18 protein-coding genes are annotated in these 24,890 nt (G+C 40.7%); 9 read left to right on the top strand and 9 right to left on the bottom strand.

From position 1 onward, the window contains the following. Positions 1-51 precede the first annotated feature (51 nt). Complete coding sequence (gene htpG, locus PSH54_RS19495; RefSeq protein ID WP_273606908.1) at positions 52-1,968, top strand: molecular chaperone HtpG; 1,917 nt, start codon at positions 52-54, stop codon at positions 1,966-1,968. 182 nt (positions 1,969-2,150) lie between these two features. After that, positions 2,151-2,795 carry an adenylate kinase gene (gene adk / locus PSH54_RS19490; RefSeq protein ID WP_004588118.1) on the top strand — a complete coding sequence of 215 codons (645 nt, stop codon included), beginning with the start codon at positions 2,151-2,153 and terminating at the stop codon, positions 2,793-2,795. Positions 2,796-2,908: 113 nt separating this feature from the next. On the opposite strand, the gene tpx is transcribed toward adk, so the two are convergent. Continuing rightward, complete coding sequence (tpx, locus tag PSH54_RS19485) at positions 2,909-3,496, bottom strand: thiol peroxidase (RefSeq protein WP_004588117.1); 588 nt, start codon at positions 3,494-3,496, stop codon at positions 2,909-2,911. A 216-nt stretch (positions 3,497-3,712) separates the two neighbouring features. On the opposite strand from tpx, the gene PSH54_RS19480 reads away from it, so the two are divergent. Both PSH54_RS19480 and PSH54_RS19475 read left to right on the top strand, forming a co-directional pair. Then, on the top strand, positions 3,713-4,717 hold the full coding sequence (locus PSH54_RS19480) for a response regulator (RefSeq protein WP_004588116.1): 1,005 nt from the start codon (positions 3,713-3,715) through the stop codon (positions 4,715-4,717). 3 nt (positions 4,718-4,720) lie between these two features. Continuing rightward, a complete protein-coding gene (locus PSH54_RS19475) occupies positions 4,721-5,692 on the top strand; it encodes a sensor domain-containing diguanylate cyclase (protein ID WP_004588115.1) in 972 nt (323 codons plus the stop codon). Between the two features lie 152 nt (positions 5,693-5,844). Here PSH54_RS19475 and PSH54_RS19470 read toward each other — a convergent pair whose 3' ends face one another. The 4 genes from PSH54_RS19470 to PSH54_RS19455 form a co-directional block, all read right to left on the bottom strand. Then, positions 5,845-7,359: a SpoVR family protein gene (locus PSH54_RS19470; protein ID WP_273606907.1), complete on the bottom strand. Its 1,515-nt coding sequence runs from the start codon at positions 7,357-7,359 to the stop codon at positions 5,845-5,847. A 17-nt stretch (positions 7,360-7,376) separates the two neighbouring features. After that, positions 7,377-8,660, bottom strand: coding sequence for a YeaH/YhbH family protein (locus PSH54_RS19465; protein WP_273606906.1), 1,284 nt, complete (start codon positions 8,658-8,660; stop codon positions 7,377-7,379). A 26-nt stretch (positions 8,661-8,686) separates the two neighbouring features. After that, positions 8,687-10,609: a PrkA family serine protein kinase gene (locus PSH54_RS19460; RefSeq protein ID WP_024033371.1), complete on the bottom strand. Its 1,923-nt coding sequence runs from the start codon at positions 10,607-10,609 to the stop codon at positions 8,687-8,689. 209 nt (positions 10,610-10,818) lie between these two features. Further along, positions 10,819-11,400 (bottom strand): Fe-Mn family superoxide dismutase, encoded by a 582-nt coding sequence (locus PSH54_RS19455; RefSeq protein WP_004588111.1) that lies wholly within the window; start codon positions 11,398-11,400, stop codon positions 10,819-10,821. 267 nt (positions 11,401-11,667) lie between these two features. Here PSH54_RS19455 and PSH54_RS19450 point away from each other — a divergent pair, with 267 nt between their 5' ends. The 4 genes from PSH54_RS19450 (at position 11,668) to PSH54_RS19435 (ending at position 19,972) form a co-directional block, all read left to right on the top strand. Then, positions 11,668-12,006 (top strand): Grx4 family monothiol glutaredoxin, encoded by a 339-nt coding sequence (locus tag PSH54_RS19450; RefSeq protein WP_004588110.1) that lies wholly within the window; start codon positions 11,668-11,670, stop codon positions 12,004-12,006. An 844-nt stretch (positions 12,007-12,850) separates the two neighbouring features. After that, a complete protein-coding gene (gene gltB / locus PSH54_RS19445; protein WP_273606905.1) occupies positions 12,851-17,308 on the top strand; it encodes a glutamate synthase large subunit in 4,458 nt (1,485 codons plus the stop codon). 9 nt (positions 17,309-17,317) lie between these two features. After that, on the top strand, positions 17,318-18,733 hold the full coding sequence (locus tag PSH54_RS19440) for an FAD-dependent oxidoreductase (protein WP_004588108.1): 1,416 nt from the start codon (positions 17,318-17,320) through the stop codon (positions 18,731-18,733). A 219-nt stretch (positions 18,734-18,952) separates the two neighbouring features. Beyond that, positions 18,953-19,972 (top strand): GGDEF domain-containing protein, encoded by a 1,020-nt coding sequence (locus PSH54_RS19435; RefSeq protein WP_273606904.1) that lies wholly within the window; start codon positions 18,953-18,955, stop codon positions 19,970-19,972. 12 nt (positions 19,973-19,984) lie between these two features. Here the strand turns inward: PSH54_RS19435 and PSH54_RS19430 are convergent, their stop codons facing one another. From PSH54_RS19430 to nadK, 4 genes are all read right to left on the bottom strand, one after another. Continuing rightward, complete coding sequence (locus tag PSH54_RS19430) at positions 19,985-20,296, bottom strand: hypothetical protein (RefSeq protein WP_273606903.1); 312 nt, start codon at positions 20,294-20,296, stop codon at positions 19,985-19,987. Between the two features lie 37 nt (positions 20,297-20,333). Next, on the bottom strand, positions 20,334-22,007 hold the full coding sequence (recN, locus tag PSH54_RS19425; RefSeq protein ID WP_024033375.1) for a DNA repair protein RecN: 1,674 nt from the start codon (positions 22,005-22,007) through the stop codon (positions 20,334-20,336). Positions 22,008-22,083: 76 nt separating this feature from the next. Then, a complete protein-coding gene (locus PSH54_RS19420; protein ID WP_273606902.1) occupies positions 22,084-22,650 on the bottom strand; it encodes a hypothetical protein in 567 nt (188 codons plus the stop codon). 75 nt (positions 22,651-22,725) lie between these two features. After that, a complete protein-coding gene (nadK, locus tag PSH54_RS19415) occupies positions 22,726-23,610 on the bottom strand; it encodes an NAD(+) kinase (protein WP_004588103.1) in 885 nt (294 codons plus the stop codon). Positions 23,611-23,894: 284 nt separating this feature from the next. On the opposite strand from nadK, the gene PSH54_RS19410 reads away from it, so the two are divergent. Continuing rightward, positions 23,895-24,860 carry an HrcA family transcriptional regulator gene (locus tag PSH54_RS19410; protein ID WP_031289855.1) on the top strand — a complete coding sequence of 322 codons (966 nt, stop codon included), beginning with the start codon at positions 23,895-23,897 and terminating at the stop codon, positions 24,858-24,860. The last annotated feature ends 30 nt before the right edge of the window (positions 24,861-24,890 follow it).

Genomic DNA, 24,890 nt, shown 5'->3' with positions numbered 1-24,890 from the left:
AAAATCTAAATGAGTACCAATTTGTGTACCAAAACGGAAAAAGGCAAGACCATGACACAAGAAAAAAACATTGAAAAACATGAGTTTGGTTCAGATACGGGCAAGCTATTAAACTTAATGATTCATTCGTTATATTCGAATAAAGAAATATTTTTACGTGAGCTTGTATCAAATGCATCAGATGCCGCCGATAAGCTACGCTTTTTAGCGCTTTCAAATGGCGACCTTTACCAAGGTGATGCCGATTTACGTGTACGTATTAGCGCAGATAAAGAAGCGAACACAATTACCATATCTGACAATGGTATTGGTATGACGCGTGAAGAAGTGATTAGCTCTTTAGGAACTATTGCTAAGTCGGGTACTGCTGAGTTTTTCAAAAACTTAACCGGTGACCAAAGTAAAGACTCGCAATTAATTGGTCAATTTGGTGTTGGTTTTTACTCGGCATTTATTGTGGCTGATGAAGTGACAGTGCGCACGCGTAAAGCGGGTGAAACACAAGCGTACGAGTGGCAGTCACAAGGTGAAGGTGAGTACACGTTACAAGAAATTGAAAAAGAAGGCCGTGGTACGGATATCATTTTACACCTGCGTGAAGAAGAAAAAGAATACGCGGATGAATACCGTTTACGTAGCATCGTTACTAAATACTCAGATCATATTTCTACGCCTGTACAAATGTATAAAGCAGAAGTGCCTGAGTCTGAAGGCGAAGACGGCGAAAAAATCCCAGCAGTTCCAGGTGAATGGGAAAGCATTAACCGTGCAACCGCTTTATGGACACGTGATAAGTCAGAGGTTTCTGATGAAGAATACAAAGAGTTTTACAAGCATGTAAGCCATGATTGGGAAGAGCCGCTAAACTGGGCGCACAATAAAGTAGAAGGTAAAACTGAGTACACAAGCTTATTGTATATCCCTAAAAAAGCGCCGTTCGATTTATGGAACCGTGAGCGCCAAAGTGGCTTAAAACTGTATGTTCAACGTGTCTTTATTATGGATGACGCTGAGCAGTTTATGCCAAGCTACCTGCGCTTTGTAAAAGGCTTGCTTGATTCAAACGATTTACCGCTAAATGTATCGCGCGAAATTTTACAAGATAACAAAGTAACGCAAGCGATTCGTAAAGGGTGTACGTCTCGTATCTTAAAAATGCTAGAGCGTATGGCTAAAAACAAAGCCGAAGACTACCAAACATTTTGGAACGAGTTTGGCCAAGTAATCAAAGAAGGCCCAGCAGAAGATACAGCGAATAAAGAAGCCATTGCTAAATTGTTACGCTTCTCATCTACGCATACCGACTCAGAAACACAAGATGTATCGCTTGAGCAATACATTGAGCGTATGAACGATGAGCAAGATAAAATTTACTACGTGGTTGCTGATTCGTTTACAGCGGCTAAAAACTCGCCGCACTTAGAAATCTTCCGCAAAAAAGGCATCGAAGTATTATTACTAAGTGACCGTGTTGATGAGTGGATGATGAGCCACTTAACTGAGTTTAACGAAAAATCATTCCAGTCAATTACCCGTGGCGACCTTGATTTAGGTAAGCTTGACGACGAAGAAACAAAAAAAGCGCAAGAAGAGTCTGAAAAAGAAGTAGAAGGCTTAATTGAGCGCATTAAAACAGCGCTAGGCGAAGAAGTTAAAGAAGTACGCTTTACGCATCGCTTAACAGACTCTCCTGCCTGTGTTGTTAGCGATGAGAACGACATGAGCTCGCAAATGCAAAAGCTTATGGAGTCAGTAGGGCAACCTGTACCAGAGGCTAAGCCAGTGTTTGAGCTTAACCCTGAGCATCAGTTAGTTAAGCACTTAAACGATGAGCAAGACGAAGATAAGTTTGCACAGTGGTCTCATGTATTACTAGACCAAGCTTTACTTGCTGAACGCGGTACTTTAAAAGATCCTACCGGGTTCGTAACACGTTTAAACAAGTTAATGCTTGATTTAAATAAGTAAGGCTAACAGGCTCTTTTAATTGCTAAAAGAGCCTAAAATATAACCATAATTATAAAGGAAGCGTATGCTTCCTTTTTTTATGCGCTCTAAAGTAGGCAATTAGTATAAGTTGCTTGAGTATCTGCAGCGCTTGTGGAAGAATTCAGGCTTTAAAATAAATATCCATACTAGGGGACAATGATATGCGCATTATTCTTTTGGGCGCGCCAGGTGCTGGTAAAGGTACTCAAGCTCAGTTTTTAATGGACAAATACGGTATTCCACAAATTTCTACCGGTGATATGCTTCGTGCAGCCATTAAAGAAGGTACACCACTTGGCTTAGAAGCGAAAAAAGTAATGGATGCAGGTCAGTTAATTTCTGACGATATCATCATTGGTTTAGTGAAAGAGCGTATTGCTAAACCAGACTGCGAACAAGGCTTTTTACTTGATGGCTTCCCACGTACCATTCCACAAGCAGATGCAATGAAAGAAAATGGCGTTGTGGTTGATCACGTTATTGAGTTTGACGTTGCTGATGAAGTAATTGTTGAGCGTATGGGTGGACGTCGCGTACATCCTGGCTCTGGCCGTGTTTATCACGTTGTTTACAACCCACCAAAAGTGGAAGGTAAAGACGATGAAACAGGCGAAGAGCTTATTATTCGTGCAGATGACACGGAAGAAACAGTTCGTAAACGTTTAGCTATTTACCATGAGCAAACTATGCCATTGGTTGATTACTACCAAGCTGAAGCGCAAGCAGGTAACACGCAGTACCATAAAATTGATGGTACGCAAGCTGTTGAAACAGTAAGCCAGCAACTAGCAGAGCTTTTAGGTTAATATAATCTAAACACAGCTTAGGTATTAAAAAACCGCCCTCGGGCGGTTTTTTTGTATTTAGTAGCTTTTAACAATTTAAAATTAAACCACCAAAGGTCAACACGCCCTGTTACCTATAATGTTTTTAGCTTTTCTATTACTGGGTCGTAGTTTGGCTCGGTAGATAAATTAGACACGAGCTGTTTGTATATCACTGTATGGCTTTTATCTAAAATAAGCACAGCGCGAGTTAGTAGCCCCATATCTTTTATAATTAAGCCATATTTTTGGCCAAAGTCTCGCCATACAGAGTCAGAAAGAGCTGTTACTTTGTCGATGTTTTCAGCATTACAAAAGCGTTTTTGAGCAAAAGGTAAATCGGCACTGATGGTCAGTATTGCGATAGCAGGAAATTGCGTCGCTACTTTTTCATTAAAATGTTTAGTTTGTAAGCTACAAATGCCAGTATCTAAACTCGGCACCACGCTGATTAATACAGCTTGCCCTTTATAATCATTAAGATTTACAGGGGCAAAACCACCATCAACCACTTTAAAATTTGGCGCATTATCACCTACACTTACACCTTTACCTAACAAAGTGACAGGCTTACCCTGAGCAGAGACCTTACCCGCATCAAGCGTGTTTTCTGGGTACTGTGATGCATGCCCAACTGAGCTTAAAGCCAGTGTGCTTAGTGCAAAAATAAGAGAGCGTACCATAGGTTATTTCCTTTTAAATTAACGCAATAGGTTTGAGTGTATTATACTCAATATCACTGACCAAGCGATTAAATATCACTGTAAAAGTAATAATAAGTTCTGTGATATATAAATTGTAAACTGCAAGAACTTTTATTAACATGTAGTTACAAAATGTATCTTTAAAAAAGTCATAAGGCCTATTGACAACATTGGGTTAAATAATAGAGAGATAGTATGTCAACATCCGTATTAATATGTGACGACTCAAAATTAGCGAGGCGCCAGCTAGCCCGCTCTTTACCAGATGACTGGGATATTAAAGTAGAGTTTGCTCAAGATGGTGTTGATTGCATCAAAAAACTAAAAATAATCGAGCCCGAAATCCTTTTTCTTGATTTAAACATGCCTGAAATGGACGGTTACGAAGTCCTTATGGCCATGAAAGAGCAAGGCCTTAATATCCTAACCGTGGTTGTATCTGGCGATATTCAGCCAAATGCGCACCAACGCGTACTTGAATTAGGCGCCATTGATTTTATCCAAAAACCTTGCTCACCTGAAAAACTTGCCGATATTATCGAACATCATGGCATTAAAGATAAAGCCATGCGCGAGCGTCTTGCTCATTCTTTAGGTGAACAAGTAGACCCAGATGTGCGCGATATATACCAAGAGCTTACAAATGTTGCTATGGGCCAAGCAGGTGATTTGCTTGCACGGCTTTTGAATGTGTTTGTAGAGCTGCCAATTCCGAATGTGAATGTGCTTGAAGTTAATGAACTGGATATGGCGCTGCAGTCAATTGACAATAATGCTGCCACATCAGGGGTGTGCCAAGGCTTTATTGGTGGTGGCGTATCGGGCGAGGCATTACTTTTATTAAACGACTCAAGCTTTAAAGAAATTGCGTCACTGATGAATTACGACGGTGAGCTTAACGACAAAGTTGAGCTTGAGCTACTTATGGATATTAGTAATATTTTAATAGGCTCAATTTTAACGGGGCTTTCTAAACAGCTAGATATGTCTTTTAGCCAAGGTCATCCCATTGTACTTGGCCAACATCGCGACGTATCTGAATTGGTTAAATCAAATAAATCTCGTTGGCAAAGAACCTTAGCGATAGAAATAAGCTACGGCATCGAAAACCACGATATTAACTGCGATCTTATGCTGTTATTTACCGAAGATTCACTTAAAACTTTGAAATACAAAGTTGCTTACCTATTAGAAGACTAAGTTATGGCCGCTGATTTAGAAATGAATGAGATCCATTGGTTAATGGATATGTTTAACACGGTTGATGTGGGCCTGGTTGTACTGGATAGAAATTATAAAGTGTGTGTGTGGAATGGCTTTATGGAAAACCATTCTGGGCTATTACCAAGTGCTGTAAAAGACAAAGACCTATTTGATTTATTTCCTTCGATTGATGAGAAATGGTTTAGAAGCAAGTCAGAGTCTGTATTTGTACTTAAAAACCGCTCTTTTACTATCTGGGAGCAGCAACCTTACATCTTTCGTTTTAAAAACTACCGCCCTATTACCGGTAAAGCAGATTACATGTACCAAAATGCGACCTTTATTCCACTTACCAATACACTGGGTGAGGTCAGTCATATTTGTATCATTATTTATGATGTTACCGATGTGGCGGTCAATAAAAAAGAATTAGAAGATTTAAATAAGCGTTTAGAGCAAGTAAGCCAAACCGACAGCTTAACGCAACTGTTTAACCGTGGGCATTGGGAAAGCACACTGCACCAAGAGTTTTTACGTGTTAAGCGCAGCGGTGGCAGCAGCACATTATTGATGTTTGATATCGATCATTTTAAAAAAATTAATGATGAGCATGGCCATAGTTGTGGCGATGAAGCGCTACGCCACCTTTCAGAACTGCTACGAACGACGCTTCGCGAAACCGATATAGCAGGGCGTTATGGTGGGGAGGAGTTTGTTGTTACTTTACTCGATACCGACAAGCAAGGCGCAGCAACTTTTGCCGAGCGCATAAGAGCGTTAATAGAAGCCAACCCTTTTGTTTATAAAAACACAAAAATAGAGATGACTGTGAGTGTTGGTTTTGCAGGAAATAGCCCTGACTTTGCAAAACATGAGCGGTGGATTGAAGCCGCTGACAAAGCCCTGTATCACTCAAAAGAGCATGGCCGTAACAGAGTAACCGATTTTGAGGATATAAAAAATGACGCATAAGCGTCATTTTTTATGCGCTGCTAAAATTAAGGCAGCGGTAATATTACTGCTAAATTAAAGTAACCAAGGATGCACCTAATTGCGCTGCAAGCTTTGGCAGTCAATACTTAACAAGGGCTTGGTTAAAGTGCCGTTTTTATCAGGCGTTTTATTTACTCTGTAGTATGGCGAGTATCATCTGCTGGGCATTGGCCAAGAGTAGACACATCGCCTGTACTGGTCTCTTGCTCTAATTGAACCTTGAATCCCCATAACCTGTACAGGTGTTTTAGCACTTCTTTATGCGAGTCAGCAAGGGGGATGTTATTGTGAGGAACATAACGCAACGTTAAAGAACGATCGCCTCTAACATCTACATTATATACTTGAATATTAGGTTCGTGATTACTCAAGTTATATTGTGCTGAAAGCGCTTCGCGTACAGCCTGATAACCGCTATCATCATGTATTGCGCCTACCTCTAGATGTGGATTACTGCTGTGATCGACAATAGTAAATAGCTTAAAATCACGAATCAACTTAGGTGATAAAAATTGGCTTATGAAGCTTTCATCTTTAAAGTTTTCCATCGCAAAATGCAGTGTGTCTAGCCAATTAGTGCCTGCATATTCAGGAAACCAGCGTCTATCTTCATCTGTTGGGTTTTCGCAAATACGGCGAATATCCACCATCATATTAAAACCCAATGCATACGGGTTTATACCTGAATAGTAATTGCTGTTATAAGGTGGCTGATAAACCACGTTGGTATGGCTTTGCAAAAACTCCATCATAAAGGAGTCGGTTAGTTTACCTTCATCATATAAGTGGTTCAAAATGGTATAGTGCCAAAAGGTGGCCCAGCCTTCGTTCATCACTTGGGTTTGTTTTTGCGGATAAAAATATTGCGATATCTTTCGCACAATACGTATTATTTCTCGCTGCCAAGACTCTAATAAAGGCGCGTTTTTCTCAATAAAGTATAAAATGTTTTCTTGCGGTTCTTGCGGAAAATGCCTCTCTTGCTTTTTAGCTTCTTGCTGTTGAGCGGGGATAGTGCGCCATAGCTCGTTTACTTGAGATTGCATGTAGTCTTCACGCTCTTTTTGGCGTTTTTGCTCTTCAAAAAGGGAAATTTGCTGCGGGCGTTTATACCTATCTACGCCGTAATTCATCAATGCGTGACACGAATCAATTAAGCTTTCTACTTGTGTAATACCGTATTTTTCTTCGCAGCGGCTAATGTAATTTTTAGCAAACACTAAGTAATCTATGATGGAGTCGGCGTCAGTCCATGTTTTAAATAAGTAGTTTCCTTTAAAAAATGAGTTATGGCCATAACAGGCATGCGCCATAACCAGTGCCTGCATAGGGAGTGTGTTTTCTTCCATTAAATAAGCAATACAGGGGTTTGAATTAATCACAATTTCGTAAGCCAGCCCCATTTGCCCACGCTTATAATTTTGTTCGGTTTGTATAAATTTTTTACCATATGACCAATGGCTGTAGCCTATAGGCATGCCAACGCTTGAATAAGCATCCATCATTTGCTCAGCTGTTATTACCTCAATTTGGTTAGGGTAAGTGTCTAAGCGATAATGCGCTGCAACACGGGCTATTTCAGTTTGGTATTGCTCAAGCAGCTCAAAGGTCCAATCTGGGCCATCGCTAATTCGTTCAGTGCTCATAGTAAACCTCGCTTAGGCTAAGCAGCCCCTTGTTGTTGACGATTTTTTTTAAATAGCTCCCTAAACATAGGGTAAATGTCTTCAACACTTTGAATATGTTGTATTGCAAAGTTGCTATGGGTTTGGGCGATGTTTTGGTATTCGCGCCACAAGCTTTGGTGCGCACGCGTGGTAATTTCTATATAGGCAAAGTAGCGTACCGCATTAAGTAGCTTATTACGTAATATTTCACCGCAGTGTGGGGTATCGTCTGCCCAGTTATCGCCATCGGATGCTTGCGCTGCGTATATATTCCATTGCTCTGAATCATAGCGCTCTTTTATTATTTCGTTCATTAATTTAAGGGCACTGGAGACAATAGTGCCGCCAGTTTCTTGAGAATAAAAAAACTCTTGTTCGTCGACCTCTTTAGCTTGTGTGTGGTGGCGTATATACACCACCTCAATGTCTTTATAACTTCGGGTCAAAAATTGATACAGCAAAATATAAAAACGTTTTGCCATGTCTTTTGTGGCCTGATCCATCGAGCCCGATACATCCATAATACAAAACATAACGGCTTTGCTGGTGGGGTGGGGGCGTTTTTCATAATTACGAAAACGTAAGTCGTAATTATCAATAAATGGTACGGCTTTTATTTGCTGTTTAAGTTGCTCAATTTCCTCTTGTAATAACGCAATGATGGCTTGGTCGCTGTCGGCTTGCTCACGCTCCATCGCAAGTTGGCCTTCAAGCTCTGCTAGGCGCCTTTTTTTACCCGCGCTCATGGCGACTCTTCTGGCGAGTGAGCCCTGTAATGAGCGTACTATATCAATATTACTGGGCATACCATCGCTACAAAAACCAGCCCGATGAGTTTTCATTTGTACAAGCTTATCTAGCTGGTTTTCTTGTAAGTTGGGCAGCTCTAGGTCTTCAAAGAGTAAATCAAGGTATTCATCCTTAGAAATAGAAAACACAAAGTCATCTTGGCCTTCGCCTGAATCACTTGCATCGCCATCGCCTGCGCCACCACCTTGGCCGCCTTTAGGGCGCTCAATTTTGTCACCTGTTGAAAATTGATCGTTGCCAGGGTGAATTTGTTCTCTGTCGCCCCCTTTACCTTGGTGAAAAATGGGCTCGCTAATATCTCGTTGCGGGATAGATATACTCTCCCCTGAACTTGAGTCGGTAACGCTGCGTTTATTAACCGCATCAGACACTGCTTCTTTTATTTGCTTTTTATAGCGCCTAATAAAGCGCTGACGATTAAGCGTGCTTTTGTTTTTACCATTTAAGCGTCTATCTATAAAATGCGCCATACTGTTCCCCCTAAACTACATGAAGGTTACTGCGATTTTCTAACCCGTAAATACCACTCAGAAAGTAAACGCACTTGTTTTTGCGTGTAGCCTTTTTCAACCATGCGGTTAACAAAGTCCTCGTGTTTTTGTTGATCCTCAGCGGAGGTTTTTGTATTAAAGGAAATAACAGGGAGTAGATCTTCGGTATTTGAGAACATTTTTTTCTCAATCACAGTGCGTAGTTTTTCGTAGCTTGTCCATAACGGGTTTTTACCATTATTGTGAGCGCGTGCACGTAATACAAAGTTAACTATTTCGTTCCTAAAATCTTTGGGATTAGAAATGCCGGCGGGTTTTTCTATTTTTTCAAGTTCTGCATTTAACGAGGCGCGGTCAAATAACTGTCCTGTATCTGGGTCTCTGTATTCTTGATCTTGTATCCAAAAATCAGCATAAATCACATAGCGGTCAAAAATATTTTGGCCATATTCAGAGTATGACTCTAAATACGCGGTTTGTAACTCTTTACCAATAAACTCAACATATTGCGGAATTAAATAGCCTTTTAAAAAACTTAAATAGCGCTCTTCCACTTCGGCGCTAAATTGTTCACGCTCTATTTGTTGCTCCAAAACATAAAATAAATGCACCGGATTAGCTGCAACCTCGGTGGTATCAAAATTAAATACGCGCGATAAAATCTTAAAAGCAAAACGAGTGGAAAGGCCGGTCATGCCTTCATCTACCCCTGCGTAATCACGATACTCCTGGTAAGACTTTGCTTTAGGGTCGGTATCTTTTAGGGTTTCACCATCATAGACCCGCATTTTTGAGTAAATACTAGAGTTTTCAGGCTCCTTTAATCGAGATAAGGTAGTAAATTGCGCTAACGCTTTAAGCGTACCTGGTGCACACGGTGCGCTGGCAAGTTCACTATGTTGAATAAGTTTGTCGTAAATTTTTATTTCTTCGGTCACGCGCAGGCAATAAGGGACCTTTACAATATAAACACGATCTAAAAACGCTTCATTGTTTTTATTATTTTTGAATGTTTGCCATTCTGACTCATTTGAGTGGGCTAAAATCATGCCGTTAAAGGGCAGAGCGCTAATACCTTCGGTACCGTTGTAGTTACCCTCTTGCGTTGCGGTAAGGAGTGGATGCAGCACCTTGATAGGGGCTTTAAACATTTCTACAAACTCCATTAAACCTTGGTTTGCTAAACATAAAGAGCCTGAGTAAGCGTAGGCATCGGGGTCGTTTTGAGCAAAGTGCTCAAGCTGGCGAATATCTACTTTGCCCACCAATGCTGAAATATCTTGATTATTTTCATCACCGGGTTCGGTTTTGGCTATACCTATTTGATTTAAAATAGAGGGGTAGCGTTTGACGACTCTAAACTGGCTAATATCGCCGTTAAATTCTTTTAATCTTTTACCAGCCCATGGCGACATAATCGTTTTTAAATAACGTGGTTTAATACCGTATTCTTTTTCGAGAACGCTGGCATCTTCTACTGGGTCAAACAAACTGAGAGGGTGATCGTTTACCGGAGAGCCTTTAATTGAATAGATAGGCACTTGTTGCATTAAATATTTTAGTTTTTCTGCAATTGAAGATTTACCTCCCCCAACAGGGCCGAGTAAATAAAGGACTTGTTTGCATTCTTCGAGGCCTTGAGCCGCATGCTTTAGGTAGGAGACAATTTGTTCTATGGCATCTTCCATGCCGTAAAAGTCTGCAAAGGCAGGGTAGCGTGCAACCACTCTATTAGAAAATAACCGGCTTAAACGTGCATCGGTTGCAGTATCAACCATTTGCGGCTCGCCTATTGCCATAAGTAAACGCTCAGGGGCGCTGGCATAAGCAGATTTGTCATTTTTACAAATTTCTAGAAATTCGCTAATGCTGTATTCTTCTTCTTGTGCTGCTTCGTATCGTGCTTGGTAGTGCTCAAAAATAGTCATAATAACCTCCGAAACCCGCTTTAAAAAGGTGCTTACTTTTTAAAGTTTAGTCAGAGATTGATATTTTTGTGCAATAAAATTAAAAATTTAAGTGAAAAAAGATCATGTGGCTAAATTAGCAATTTCGCGCGTATAAAGGCGGTTTGAATTTTATAAAGGCATAAAAAAAGACGCCGAGGCGTCTTTTTAAATCAGCGTATAATAGCTAATTAAGCGAAGTTAGCGTTCGCGAATTCCCAGTTAACAAGCGCCCAAAAACCTTTAAGGTAATCAGGACGAACGTTACGGTAATCAATGTAGTAAGCGTGTTCCCATAAATCCACAGTTAGGATTGGTGTAACACCTTCGTCTGTAAGCGGCGTTGCTGCGTTAGACGTGTTTACGATATCTAATGAACCGTCAGCTAGTTTAACTAACCATGTCCAGCTAGAACCAAAGTTATTAACCGCTTTGTCGTTTAATGCATCTTTAAACGCGTCAAAAGAGCCCCATTTAGCGTTAATAGCGTCAGCGATAGCACCTGTTGGCTCGCCGCCGCCATTTGGAGATAGACAGTTCCAGTAGAAAGTGTGGTTCCAAATTTGTGCAGCGTTGTTAAATACGCCACCTTCAGATGAACAAACAATCTCTTCTAAAGATTTGTTTTCAAATTCAGTACCTGGAATTAAACCGTTTAATTTAACAACGTAAGTGTTGTGGTGCTTACCGTGGTGATACTCAAGAGTTTCTTGTGAAATATGAGGCTCAAGTGCATCAATTGCATATGGTAGTGACGGTAGTTCAAATGCCATTTTTTTATCTCCATCTTCTTTTGGTTGATAACTCGCTTGATAGTACGTAATGCCTGATAGAACAGACCACTTACCTATACCAAACGAAAATATAGTGTTACTATAATTGTTGAGTATTTTACTCAAGTTTAAGCAAACAGCAATGCTATTGCTAAAGACTATTTCAATTGCGGCTTTATTTGCCCATTTTAAGTTATATATCTGTGGCCACAATGATTTATTTTCAAGCCCTAGGTATATCAAGCTATCGTCATTTTGAGGTTGTAGATGGAAACCATTGATAAAATTAAACAGCAGATTTCAGAAAACCCAATTATCCTTTACATGAAAGGGTCGCCTAAATTACCAAATTGTGGTTTTTCTTCACAAGCGTCACAAGCTCTAATGTCATGTGGCGAACCATTTGCCTATGTTGATATTTTACTTAATCCAGATATTCGCGCTGAGTTACCAGCATACGCAAATTGGCCTACTTTCCCACAGCTTTGGGTTGAGGGCGAATTAGTAGGTGGTTGTGACATTATCATTGAAATGTTTCAACGTGGTGAATTACAGCCACTGATCACTGAAACTGCAGCTAAGTATAAAGAAGCTGACGCAGAGTAATTGCTACTTTGCTAGATTATTAAAGCCACGTTTTACGTGGCTTTTTTGTGCCTATATAACTTTATTACGTCTTAATCTCTTGGTCAGCCCATCAGTGGGTGATGAAAACCATTAATTTGTGCTCAATAGTTTGCAAACTCAGCCCTCGCTCCTCGTTTAGGTGCTCCTAGTCAGGATAAGTAAGCAACAAAGCTACTTATATAAGCTCGAATTTTAATTAAAATATGAGTTTTATATCAATGCGCAATAAGACGTAATCAATTTACGGGGCTAAATGTGTCGCTATCTGCGCTAAAAAGTTATTTTAGAACAACCAAATAGCGAGTTTTTTGCCCAGCTATCAACACGTTTTTCCAGCCTTACAATAGTTCGCTCAATCAAGCGAATTGGCATTAAATAAAAATTCACTACATCTGCACTAAAAACGACACCACAATTAATAACTATACTAATGAACGCTAAAAAAGCGTGATCCTAAACCTCTAATTTATTTAAAACGCATTAAACTATCTAAATGTTAACTGAACCTGTGGGAAATTAGTGAATATTTATTCATTGCTTTGGTGCTTTACGTTTACGTAAAGGGTATTGCTTTAACGCCTTTGTTTTTACAAAATGTTAAAATTGACACCAGTGTCATGAAAAAATAACGCGCAAATAAGCGCTAATTGTTAAAACTTATGGGTGAAAAAGAAATCTTGCCTTGAAGTGAGAAATATTCAAGAATGTGAATATGTATTCAAAATAATATTGACTCTATTTACTATAGAGGCTAGTTTTGTGCGTCTGTTAGCAAATCGTCGAGCAGTTCATTCACGTTAACAGTGCAGCAAGGGAGGGGTCTATGTTATACGACTCAACATTAGAAAAAGATAATTGTGGCTTTGGCTTAATAGCCCAAGTAAATGGTCAAGCTAGTCATCGGCTTATTCGTACAGCTATTACTGGACTTGATCGCATGCAGCACCGCGGTGGTATTTCTGCCGATGGTAAAACAGGTGACGGCTGTGGTTTATTACTACAAAAACCTGACAGTTTTTTCCGTGCTATTGCGAGTGAGCATAATTGGCACTTAGGTAAAAATTACGCCGTAGGCATGGTTTTCTTAAATTCAGATCCCGTTTTAGCACAAGCTGCAAAACAGGTTTTATGTGAAGAATTAGAACAAGAAACACTTAAAATACTCGGTTGGCGTGAAGTGCCTACTGACCCTTCAATGCTAGGGCCAATTGCTACACAGCAATTACCTGGTTTTGAGCAAATTTTTGTTAGTGCGCCTGAAGGATGGCGTTCTAAAGATTTAGAGCGACGTTTATATGTAGCACGTCGCCGTGCAGAAAAGCGTTTAGCAGAGGATGAGTCGTTTTATATTGCGAGTTTATCGGGGTTAGTGACTATCTATAAAGGCCTTATGATGCCTGCAGATTTGCCTAACTTTTATTTAGACTTAGCTGATATTCGTATGACCAGCGCTATTTGTGTATTCCATCAGCGTTTTTCTACTAATACTCAGCCGCGTTGGCCTTTAGCACAACCATTTAGGTATTTAGCGCATAATGGTGAAATTAATACCATTGAAGGTAACCGCCAATGGGCTCGTGCACGTTCGTATAAGTTTTCATCGCCACTTATTCCTGATTTACAAAGTGCAGCGCCATTTGTAAACGAAACCGGCTCTGACTCTTCAAGCTTAGATAACATGCTGGAGCTGTTTTTAGCCGGTGGCATGGATTTATTCCGTGCTATGCGTATGCTTGTGCCACCTGCATGGCAGAAAAACCGTGCTATGGATGATGACTTACGCGCATTTTACGACTTTAACTCTATGCACATGGAGCCGTGGGATGGCCCTGCGGGCATTGTTATGTCTGATGGGCGTTTTGCAGCCTGTAACCTTGACAGAAATGGCCTGCGTCCAGCGCGCTATGTTATTACTCAAGATGGCTTTATTACACTTGCCTCTGAGGTAGGGATTTGGGATTACACTGCAGATGAAGTGGTCGAAAAAGGCCGTGTAGGGCCTGGTGAGCTGTTAGTAATTGATACTAAATTAGGCAAAATTTGGCACTCAGACGAAATCGACCAAGATTTAAAATCGCGTCATCCTTATAAGTCATGGCTTGAAGAAAACGTTAAACGTTTAACCCCGTTTGAAGAGCTTACCGAGCAAGATGCGGGTAATCGCTCATTTGATGACGAAACACTTGTTAAATACCAAAAAATGTTTGGTTACACTAACGAAGAGCTCGATAGTGTTATTCGCGTAATGGGTGAAAATGGCCAAGAAGCAACTGGCTCTATGGGTGATGACACGCCATTTGCAGTACTTAGCGAAGGGCATCGTTCATTGTACGATTACTTCCGCCAAAAGTTTGCACAAGTGACTAACCCGCCAATCGACCCGCTGCGTGAAAACCACGTAATGTCACTGGCAACGTGTATTGGTAGTGAGCAAAACGTATTTAATGAAACCACAGGCCACGCTAAGCGCCTACAGTTTGATACGCCAATTTTAATGTATGCAGACATGCAGCAGCTACTAAATGCCGATGACGAGCATTATAGCTACTGTAAAATTGATATTACATACACAGCAGAGGAAGGTTTAGAAAAAGCGGTTGCACGTATTTGCGACGCCGCACAAGAAAAAGCAGCAGCCGGCTGTGTAATGCTTATTTTATCTGACCGTAACTTCAGCGAAACCCAATTACCAATTCCTGTTGCTATGGCGGTAGGTGCTGTACAAAAACGTTTAGTAGATAATAACTTACGTTGTGAATCTAATATTATTATTGAAACGGGTAGCGTACGCGATGCACACCAATTTGCCGTATTACTTGGTTTTGGTGCAACCGCAATTTACCCATACCTTGCATACGAGTCATTGGTTGCGATGAGCGACAGTAAAGTGATTGATAAATCGTACTGCGAAGTGACGCTTTCGTACCGAAAAGCCATTAATAAAGGCTTGTACAAAATTATGTCTAAGATGGGCATAAGCACAATTGCATCGTACCGTTGTTCAATGCTTTTTGAAGCGGTTGGTCTATCTGATGCTATGGTAGACATGTGCTTTAAAGGTGTGGCAAGTCGTATTAAAGGCGCCTGTTTTAGCGATTTTGATATTGATCAGCAAAAGCTACATAAACTTGCTTTTAGTAAGCGTAAATTACTGAGCCATGGCGGTTTATTAAAATACGTTCACGGTGGTGAATACCACGCTTACAACCCAGATGTTATTCAAACGCTACAAAAAGCCGTACGTTCAGGCGATTATAAAGACTACGCAGCCTATGCTGATTTAGTTAATAACCGTCCTATTGCAACGCTGCGCGATATGTTAGCGCTTAAACTACCTGAAAAAGGCATTAGCATTGATGATGTTGAGCCGGCTGAATTTTTATACCAGCGCTTTGACTCTGCAGCTATGAGTATTGGTGCACTTTCGCCAGAGGCGCATGAAGCGCTTGCCATTGCAATGAACCGCTTAGGCGGGTGTTCAAATTCAGGTGAAGGCGGCGAAGATAAGCTGCGCTACAACACCGAGAAAAACTCACGTATTAAACAAGTTGCCTCGGGTCGTTTTGGTGTAACGCCGCACTACCTTCGTAATGCTGATGTAATTCAAATTAAAGTGGCGCAGGGTGCTAAACCAGGCGAAGGCGGACAACTACCAGGCGAAAAAGTAACGCCGTATATTGCAAAACTTCGTTATTCGGTACCCGGTGTAACATTAATTTCACCACCACCGCATCACGATATTTACTCAATTGAAGATTTAGCCCAGCTAATATTCGATTTAAAACAAGTAAACCCAGAAGCGATGATATCGGTGAAGTTAGTATCTGAGCCGGGTGTAGGCACAATTGCCACAGGTGTAGCTAAAGCGTACGCCGACTTAATTACTATCTCAGGTTACGATGGTGGTACCGGTGCAAGCCCATTAACGTCAGTTAAATACGCGGGTAGCCCGTGGGAGCTTGGCCTTGCAGAAACCCAGCAAGCGCTTGTTGAAAATGGTCTTCGTCACCGTATTCGCCTGCAAACAGATGGTGGTTTAAAAACGGGTTTAGATATCATTAAAGCCGCTATTTTAGGTGCAGAGAGCTTTGGCTTTGGTACAGGCCCAATGGTGGCGCTAGGTTGTAAATACTTACGTATTTGTCATTTAAATAACTGTGCGACCGGTGTTGCAACGCAAGATGAAACACTTCGTCAAAAGCATTACCACGGCTTACCAGAAATGGCGATGAACTACTTTAAGTTTATAGCTCAAGAAGCACGTGAAATTATGGCAAGCTTAGGTGTTGCTAATCTAACTGACTTAATTGGTCGTTTAGACTTATTAGAAGCGATTGAAGGTAAAACAGCGAAGCAAAAGAAAATAGATTTATCGTCTGTAATTGCTCAGCCAAATAACCCAACGGGCGAAACCTTATTTTGCAGCGCACCAAATAGCTCGCATTATTTAGGTGAACTTAACGAAACGTTACTAGGTAAAGCGCAACAAGCGATTGATACCTCATCGGGTATTTCGCTCGTGAGCCGCATATGTAATACAGACCGTTCAGTGGGCGCAATGCTGTCGGGTTACATAGCCTCTAAGCATGGCAACCAAGGTATGGCTGCAGATCCAGTATCTATTGAGCTACATGGTACAGCAGGGCAATCATTTGGTGTTTGGAATGCCGGTGGCCTTGAAATGACCCTTATTGGCGATGCAAACGACTACGTGGGTAAAGGCATGGCTGGTGGTAAGCTTGTTATACGCCCACCACTGGGATCATCGTTTGAAAGTCATAAAGCGACTATTGCTGGTAACACATGTTTGTACGGTGCTACGGGTGGTAAGTTATTTGCCGCAGGCTGTGCTGGTGAGCGTTTTGCAGTGCGTAACTCTGGCGTGCAAGCCGTTGTTGAAGGCGTAGGTGATAACGGCTGTGAATACATGACTGGTGGCGTTGTATGCGTGCTAGGTAATGTAGGCGTTAACTTTGGTGCGGGTATGACAGGTGGTTTTGCTTATATTTTAGATGAGCGAAGTGACTTTGAAAAACGCATTAATCCAGAGCTTGTAGAAGTAGTAACACTTGATGATTTAAGTTCGCACCAAGAGCATTTACGTGGCCTAATTGCCGAGCATTTAGAGCTTACGGGTTCATGTAGAGCAGAAACCATTTTAGCTAATTTTGAACTGTACTTACCTATGTTCAAACTAGTTAAACCAAAATCAAGTGATGTAAAAAGTTTACTCGGGCACCGCGCTCGCAGTAGCGCAGAACTTCGTGTTCAAGCGCAATAAGGGGGCAGTATGAGCGAAAATGTATATCAATTTATAGACGTGCAGCGTGTTGATCCGCGCAAAAAACCAATCTCGTCGCGTAAAAAATCTTTCGTGGAAATTTACGAACCCTTTTCTGAGAATCAGGTAAATTCACAAGCTGACCGTTGTTTAGATTGTGGTAACCCTTACTGTGAATGGAAATGCCCAGTGCATAACTACATTCCGCAGTGGTTAAAATTAATTAGAACTGGCCGTATTTTAGAAGCGGCTGAGCTTTCTCATCGTACAAATAGCTTGCCTGAAGTGTGTGGACGCGTATGTCCACAAGACAGACTGTGTGAAGGTTCATGTACGCTTGATGAAGAGTTTGGCGCAGTAACGATAGGTAATATTGAAAAATACATTACCGATACCGCATTTAAAATGGGCTGGAAACCAGACATGTCATACGTGACATGGACGGATAAAAAAGTAGCTATTATTGGTGCGGGTCCGGCTGGTTTAGGGTGCGCAGATATTTTAGTACGTAACGGTGTAAAGCCAGTGGTTTTTGACCGTCACCCAGAAATTGGTGGATTACTTACTTTTGGTATCCCTTCTTTTAAACTTGAAAAAGAAGTAATGCAAAAGCGCCGTGAAATTTTCACCGAAATGGGTGTGGAATTTAAGCTAAACGTTGAAGTGGGTGTAGATATCACTATGGACGAAATTTTAGCTGACTACGACGCGGTATTTTTAGGTGTAGGTACGTATCAGAGTATGCGTGCTGGTCTTGAAAACGAAGACGCGCCAGGCGTACACGATGCACTGCCATTTTTAATTGGTAACACAAATCGCGTTATGGGTTACGATGAAAAAAACCAAGCGTGCATTGATATGGCCAATCAAAAGGTTGTGGTACTTGGCGGTGGTGATACCGCGATGGACTGTGTGCGAACGTCTATTCGCCAAAATGCAGCTAAAGTAACTTGTGCTTATCGTCGTGATGAAGAAAATATGCCAGGCTCTAAGCGTGAAGTTAAAAACGCTAAAGAAGAAGGTGTAAACTTTACCTTTAATGTACAGCCAACGGGTATTGTACTTGATGATAATGGCCATGTTGCAGGCGTTAAAATGGTTAAAACACAACTGGGTGAGCCTGATGAAAACGGCCGTAGCCGAGCAGAAGTTGTACCAGGCTCTGAGCACGTACTTGAGGCAGACCAGGTTATTATGGCGTTTGGCTTTAAACCACACAAAATGGACTGGTTAGAAAAGTATGATGTAGAAATTAACCACTGGGGCGGCATTAACGCACCAGAGCAAGGTGAATTTACTCATCAAACAACTAATCCGAAAATATTTGCAGGTGGCGATATAGTGCGAGGCTCTGATTTAGTGGTAACGGCTATTTTTGAAGGGCGTAACGCTGCTGAAGGTATTATGGATTATTTAGAGGTTTAATTATCTCGTTAAGTTTTAAATATAATAAAGGCAAGCCAACTGGCTTGCTTTTTTTTGCTTTTTTTCAAATGAAAAAGTATTAAAAAATTGTCATTAACCAATAATTAACGTGTAAATCTTGCTTAAAGTACTATTTCAGTACAAACTTGCTGCTAACTTCTTTTTTAAATCCTCGGAAAATGAGCTTTTAAAGCTCGCTTGCAAATAAAAAATAATAATATGAATGCATACTCAGACAACAGAGAAAGAAAGCTAATTGTTCGCTTTTTTTCGACCATCGGATTTATAGCTACCTTCGCTATGGCGTGCAATGCATTATCTAATGCTGATGTAGTGCTTGGTATTATGCTGCTAGTTTCAGCTGGTTTTTATGCGTGGGCTTTTAGCCTTTACCGCGCAGTCGAAAAATCAGCGACCACCATTTTATATAACCTTTACTGTTTAATGCTGTATTTAGTGATCTCGGGCGGAGCTGAAGGTACTGGGCCAATTTGGATATTTATTGTATCACCGGTGACTTACTCTATTAGAGGCCTTAAAAAAGGAACATTTGATATTGTTGCCTTTTTATTTGCCGTGATCGCCGGCTTTATTATTACAGATAACTTTAATATTTATGATTATCAGCCTGAAGCACTTCCACTGAGGGTGGTCATTTCTTTTATTATTGTTGCTTTATTAACTGGTTTTTATGAGCGCTCACGCGAAAAATACAATGAAAAAATAGTCGCGCTGAGTCAAAAAAATGAGCGCCTTGCCACAATAGATCATTTAACTGATTTACCTAACAGACGTTTTATGATGAAAGAACTTGCTGAGCTTAAACATCTTCATAAAAAAACTAAGCAGCCGTATGTAATTTTGCTAGCTGATGTTGATAATTTCAAAAACATTAATGATAACTACGGTCACGACTTTGGTGATGAAGCGTTAACCCAACTTGCCAATATTTTAAAAAAGAGCATGCCAAAGCAAGGTATTGCTTCTCGGTGGGGCGGTGAAGAGTTTTTAATTGCACTACCAAACAGCGACAAAGAGCAGGGGCAAAGTATTGCAGAAAAAATTCATGCAGAATTACAAAAAAATCCAGTGCGCATGAGTGGGAAATCGGTGGTATTAACTATAAGTATGGGGCTTGTGCAAAGCCAGTTAGATACAACCATAGCCCAAGACATAAAGCTTGCCGACGAGCGATTATACAAAGCAAAAGAGCAAGGTAAAAATAGAACTTGCTCTTAACGCTTGTGTTAGTTAATCCATAGAAAAACTATCAAGGTTGGGGCGGCTTTTACTTTTTCGCCGCTGTAAACTTAAATAGCACATTGCACTGCACAGTATCTGTGCTAATAAAAGTAACCATTGGTTATTAGCCACTATGTTGCCAATAATAAACCACTGCCAAACACTCACCGTTACTTGATAAACCAATATAAGTTTTAAAAAGCTAAAGAGTTTTAGCTTAAATTCTGCGTGCTTAAACTTACTAAACCCAATAAGCAAAAAGCTTAAAACAATAAGTAGCCACCCAGTAACATGGCAAAAATTTATCAGCATGCTTTGCATTTAAAACGTCTCTCCACTGTTGTAGCAAAAGTATAACTTAGGCGTGCGCCATAATAAGCTCTTTAGCATTTGCTTTAGCGGTTTTACTTATATTATCGCCACCAAGTAAGCGTGCAATTTCATTAATACGGCCATCTTTATTTAGGCTGAGCATTTGAGTAAAGGTCTCGCCTTGTGCTATTTCTTTTGCTACAAAAAACTGCTGATGCGCACTACTTGCAACCTGGGGTAAATGGGTTACACAAATAACCTGTGTTGATTTTCCTAGTTGGCGTAGTAACTTCCCTACAGAGGAGGCGGTAGGACCTGATATACCTACATCCACTTCGTCAAAAATAAGCGTTGGCGTTGTCACTTTTTGGGCAATGATCACCTGTATGGCAAGGCTAATACGCGACAGCTCACCACCCGAGGCAACTTTAGCTAAAGGTTGTAATGGCTGCCCAGGGTTAGTAGAGACCAAAAACGAGACGCTATCAAAACCTAATGCATTGGGTTGGCGCTCAGCTTCTTGGGTAAGCTGAATTTCAAAGACCCCATTTTCCATTGATAAATTAGCCATGCTTTCACTAATTAATTGATTTAATGTATTAGCATATTTATGGCGACTTTCGCTTAGCTGATCACTGGCGTGCTGGTATGCACTTAGCGCATTAGTTATTTCATCGTCTAATTGCGCCAAACGTGAGCTATTGTTACTAATTGATTCTAGCTCTTGTGTTAAACCTTGATGAAACTCAACCAGCTCTTGAGGCTTTATATGATGCTTACGGGCTAAGTCCATCGCGCCACTTAAGCGCGCTTCTACTTCTGTTAATCTTGCAGGGTCTAAGTCGGCTTGCTCTGCGTAGTTTCTTACTTCTCTGCTTGCTTCTTCAACTTGCACTGCGGCTTCATCTAATAATGCAGCTACACTTGCTAAGCTTTCGTCATAATTTGCAAGCTCGGCAAATTGCTGAGCGCTGTGTTGTAGCATCGAACAGGCATTTTGCTCATCACTTTCGTATAAATGTTGAAGTTCGCGCTGGCAGGCTTCTAAAATGGTTTGGCTATTACTTAGCTTGTAATGTTCGGCTTCTATTTGTTCAAACTCGCCGTCTTGTAAGGCAAACTCATCTAATTCGGCAACTTGGTATTCGAGTAATTGTTTTTGAGCGGCTTGTTGTAATTGCTGTTGCTCAAGCTGTTTAAATTCTTTTTGCAGGTTTGCATATAATTTAAAGCTTTGGCTAACCGCTTTTACAAGCTGATTATGGCCTGCGTAGGCGTCTAGCAATTGCAGCTGGTGTTCAGCTTTTAAAAGGTGCTGATGAGCGTGCTGTCCGTGTATAGAAATTAAATACTGTCCCAGCTCTTTAAGTTGAGCTGCTGTAACAGCGCTGCCATTTATATAGCTTTTGCTGCGGCCATTTTTACATACAACGCGTCTAAGTAGGCATTCGTTGTCGTTACTCGTTAGCATGTGTTGTTCTAAAAATGCTTTAGCAAGAGGAAGGGCAGTTAAATCAAACTGTGCGCACACTTCTGCTTTATCTGTGCCAGGGCGAACCGCCGACGCTTCAGCGCGCTCGCCTAAACACAGTGAAAGTGCATCAATGGCAATCGATTTACCCGCGCCGGTTTCACCCGTGATCGCCGTCATGCCGTTATGCCACTCTGTGCTTAAGTTACTTACAATTGCAAAATTTTTAATTTCTAAACCAATTAACATACTGTTCATCCATCCAGTGAATTAACTGTTAATTTATACAGTGTTTAGGTTTTTTGCAAATTAATTTTTTTACTTTTTAAGCAACGCTCGCATTTTGAGAAAACTGACTATCAGAGTCAGTACTTTCATCAGAAGAGGTTTCGTCAGTATTTTCAAGGCTTTCGCTTGGGTTTACAGGTGTGTCAGTTTTAATTTGTACAATCAATGAGGGTAAAATCTCATGATAAAACGCTTTATTATATAGTATGCCTTGCTGGGGTAACTCACTCACAAAGTACTGTATATTATCTTGAAGCGCTTGGGCGTTTTCACTTTGCAGTGCTTTTTGAAACTCAATCGAAAGCGTGCTCACTAAGCTGTCGCTAATATCTTCTAAATGCTGTAGGTTTTCATCAGTATGGGGCTGAACCACAAAAAAATTGGTCACAATAGCCTGAATTTGCGCTACATACTTAGGTCTTATTATTTTGGCTTCTAATAAATTGTTTAGCTTGGTTTTGAGGCGAGTGTTTACTTGGGCAACACGTTCGTTAAATTGTTTTTTCTTGGTTTCTAACGCTTTTTTTCTATTGTTTTCAACTCTAATATAAGCGCCAAGCAAAGTGATAAGTAATAACAAAGCAAAGATAACAACATAAGTCATTGCTAGATATTCCTAGTTTGATTAATTTTTATTTGTCTTGTATTTTGCGCTAAAGCACTACGCTTGGCAATAAAATTAGTATAAACGGCTGCCCCAATTAAGTTTAGTACGTAAAACGTTGTAGTAAGAGTAGTTTTTTGGGTGAATTAAGCGCAGTTTTCTGTCGGCTTTTTTAATAACCACTTCATCGCCGGGTAAAACGGCAAGCACTACATGGCTGTCGCAACTGACTTGTAAGCTGTCGGTGTTCTCAAGGCTTAACTTTAAGCGTACCTCGTTATCGGCATCAACCACTAAGGGTCTGCTTGATAATGTATGCGGAAACATAGGCACTAACGAAATTGCATTAAGCTCAGGTGTTAAAATGGGCCCGCCACCCGATAAAGAATAAGCTGTAGAGCCTGTAGGGGTTGATACAATTAAACCGTCAGAGCGCTGAGAAAACACAAAGTCGTTATTAATAAAAGCTTCAAACTCAATCATGTGGGCAACTTTGTCGGCATGTAGCACTGCTTCGTTAACGGCTGAATTCGCACTTTTAAGTTCGTTATGGCGATATACTTCTACCTCGAGCAAAAAGCGTTTTTCTTCTAAATATTCGCCGCTTAACACTTGCTCTAGGCTACCTTCAAAGCCTTCTGGGTTTAAATCGGTTAAAAACCCTAAATTACCTCTGTTTACGCCTATTACAGCTACATCAAAACGTGCCAGTACGCGTGCAGCACCAAGCATATTGCCATCGCCCCCTACAACAATAGCAAGGTCGGCTTGCTCGCCTAAGCTAACAAGGTCAACTTGATGAGTATCAGGGACATCCGATAACTGCCCACCGGTGCGCTTTTCTACAATCACGGTAAAGCCAAGAGCCGATAAAAAAGTATGTAAACGCTGTAACGTAGCCGCAGCTTTAGGGTGGTTTGGTTTACCTATAAGGCCAATAGTTTTAAACGGTGAGTGCATAACGGCTGCAATAAAAAGTAATAATATTTTTGTAGGGTAACTCAAAACAGAAGTGTTTGAAAACACAGATTTACCAATATGATAATGATTCAATTACGCCTGTATATTGCCAAGCTCACCTAAGAGCTGATTATTGGCTCAACAGATTAAATTACCCCTTTAATTTTTATACTTAATGCTTAAAAATAGTTGCAGCAGTGTTTTATTGTAATGCATGCAACAACATATTCACTTAAAGCGTGCTTTAGGCTTGAATTTGTTTTAACTGCCCCGATATCTCTTTCATGCAACAAGATGTAGATAACATGAATATAAACCCGCGAGATCAACAAATTTTTTCAGCAGTGATGAGCCTCTATTGTAATGGTGAAGGGTTACCCGTTCCATCAACAAAAATAGCGAAGCAAAAAGGCATGGCGGTTTGTTCTGCCACGGTACGAAATGCTATGGCGCGACTTGAAAAAGTAGGCTTGTTATATTCCCCTCATACATCGGCAGGGCGTGTGCCTACAAACCAAGGGTTTGATTATTGGTTTGATGAGTTTTTTCCGTTAGCTGAAATAGCTAATTACTGGCAGCCAAAACAAGCACAACTTGTGGAGCTGGCCCATGGATTAAGTAAAAAGTATCAAGTATGTTGTTGTGTAGGCTTACCACAAGCAAGCTCGCAACAAGTGTTTAGAGTAGAAGTACTTGAGTTTGATTCTAACGATTGGCTTGTACTGCTAATAGATAGAGCAGGGCAAAGCCACAATATTTGTATCAACAAACCTGATGATTCCTCAGATGCCGTGCGTTATCAATTTGCAACTTGGTTAAACACAGTATTTAGCCAACAAACCTTAATGGAAGGTTTGTACAGAATGCAAGCAATGGCAAACACCGCACCGCGTAATTGCCATGACTCACTGACACAGTGGACGCGCCAGCTTAGTCATAAGCTTGGATCAGATAACAGTATTGTAGTAGGCGAAAACTATTTATATAAAAAGGTCGATTGCGAACAAAGCTTAAATATTGGCGTTTCATTTTTAAATTTTGTCGAAGATAAACTCGCATTTAAAAACGGGGTATCAGTTTTAAACACTGAAAACTTACCGTTTACAGAGTGCAATGAGCTGATAGTAATTAGTGTGCCGTACTTTCAAAATCAAGAGTATCAAAGCCGCTTTTGCGTAATTTGCCCTAAATCGGCGCAAATTGAACAATTAATCCAAGAATTTAAATTATTAGAGCCATCTAACTCTTGAATCTTTTTATTCAATCCCCATAATTACCGC

The sequence above is a fragment of the Pseudoalteromonas sp. Angola-30 genome (assembly GCF_028599215.1).
GTDB lineage: Bacteria > Pseudomonadota > Gammaproteobacteria > Enterobacterales > Alteromonadaceae > Pseudoalteromonas > Pseudoalteromonas atlantica.
This window is presented reverse-complemented; position numbering and strand designations above follow the sequence as displayed.

Excerpts from the sequence above, each read along its gene's own strand:
- htpG (WP_273606908.1), top strand. The coding sequence starts at position 52 with ATGACACAAGAAAAAAACATTGAAAAACATGAGTTTGGTTCAGATACG.
- adk (WP_004588118.1), top strand. The coding sequence starts at position 2,151 with ATGCGCATTATTCTTTTGGGCGCGCCAGGTGCTGGTAAAGGTACTCAA.
- tpx (WP_004588117.1), bottom strand. The coding sequence starts at position 3,496 with ATGGTACGCTCTCTTATTTTTGCACTAAGCACACTGGCTTTAAGCTCA.
- PSH54_RS19480 (WP_004588116.1), top strand. The coding sequence starts at position 3,713 with ATGTCAACATCCGTATTAATATGTGACGACTCAAAATTAGCGAGGCGC.
- PSH54_RS19475 (WP_004588115.1), top strand. The coding sequence starts at position 4,721 with ATGGCCGCTGATTTAGAAATGAATGAGATCCATTGGTTAATGGATATG.
- PSH54_RS19470 (WP_273606907.1), bottom strand. The coding sequence starts at position 7,359 with ATGAGCACTGAACGAATTAGCGATGGCCCAGATTGGACCTTTGAGCTG.
- PSH54_RS19465 (WP_273606906.1), bottom strand. The coding sequence starts at position 8,660 with ATGGCGCATTTTATAGATAGACGCTTAAATGGTAAAAACAAAAGCACG.
- PSH54_RS19460 (WP_024033371.1), bottom strand. The coding sequence starts at position 10,609 with ATGACTATTTTTGAGCACTACCAAGCACGATACGAAGCAGCACAAGAA.
- PSH54_RS19455 (WP_004588111.1), bottom strand. The coding sequence starts at position 11,400 with ATGGCATTTGAACTACCGTCACTACCATATGCAATTGATGCACTTGAG.
- PSH54_RS19450 (WP_004588110.1), top strand. The coding sequence starts at position 11,668 with ATGGAAACCATTGATAAAATTAAACAGCAGATTTCAGAAAACCCAATT.
- gltB (WP_273606905.1), top strand. The coding sequence starts at position 12,851 with ATGTTATACGACTCAACATTAGAAAAAGATAATTGTGGCTTTGGCTTA.
- PSH54_RS19440 (WP_004588108.1), top strand. The coding sequence starts at position 17,318 with ATGAGCGAAAATGTATATCAATTTATAGACGTGCAGCGTGTTGATCCG.
- PSH54_RS19435 (WP_273606904.1), top strand. The coding sequence starts at position 18,953 with ATGAATGCATACTCAGACAACAGAGAAAGAAAGCTAATTGTTCGCTTT.
- PSH54_RS19430 (WP_273606903.1), bottom strand. The coding sequence starts at position 20,296 with ATGCAAAGCATGCTGATAAATTTTTGCCATGTTACTGGGTGGCTACTT.
- recN (WP_024033375.1), bottom strand. The coding sequence starts at position 22,007 with ATGTTAATTGGTTTAGAAATTAAAAATTTTGCAATTGTAAGTAACTTA.
- PSH54_RS19420 (WP_273606902.1), bottom strand. The coding sequence starts at position 22,650 with ATGACTTATGTTGTTATCTTTGCTTTGTTATTACTTATCACTTTGCTT.
- nadK (WP_004588103.1), bottom strand. The coding sequence starts at position 23,610 with ATGCACTCACCGTTTAAAACTATTGGCCTTATAGGTAAACCAAACCAC.
- PSH54_RS19410 (WP_031289855.1), top strand. The coding sequence starts at position 23,895 with ATGCAACAAGATGTAGATAACATGAATATAAACCCGCGAGATCAACAA.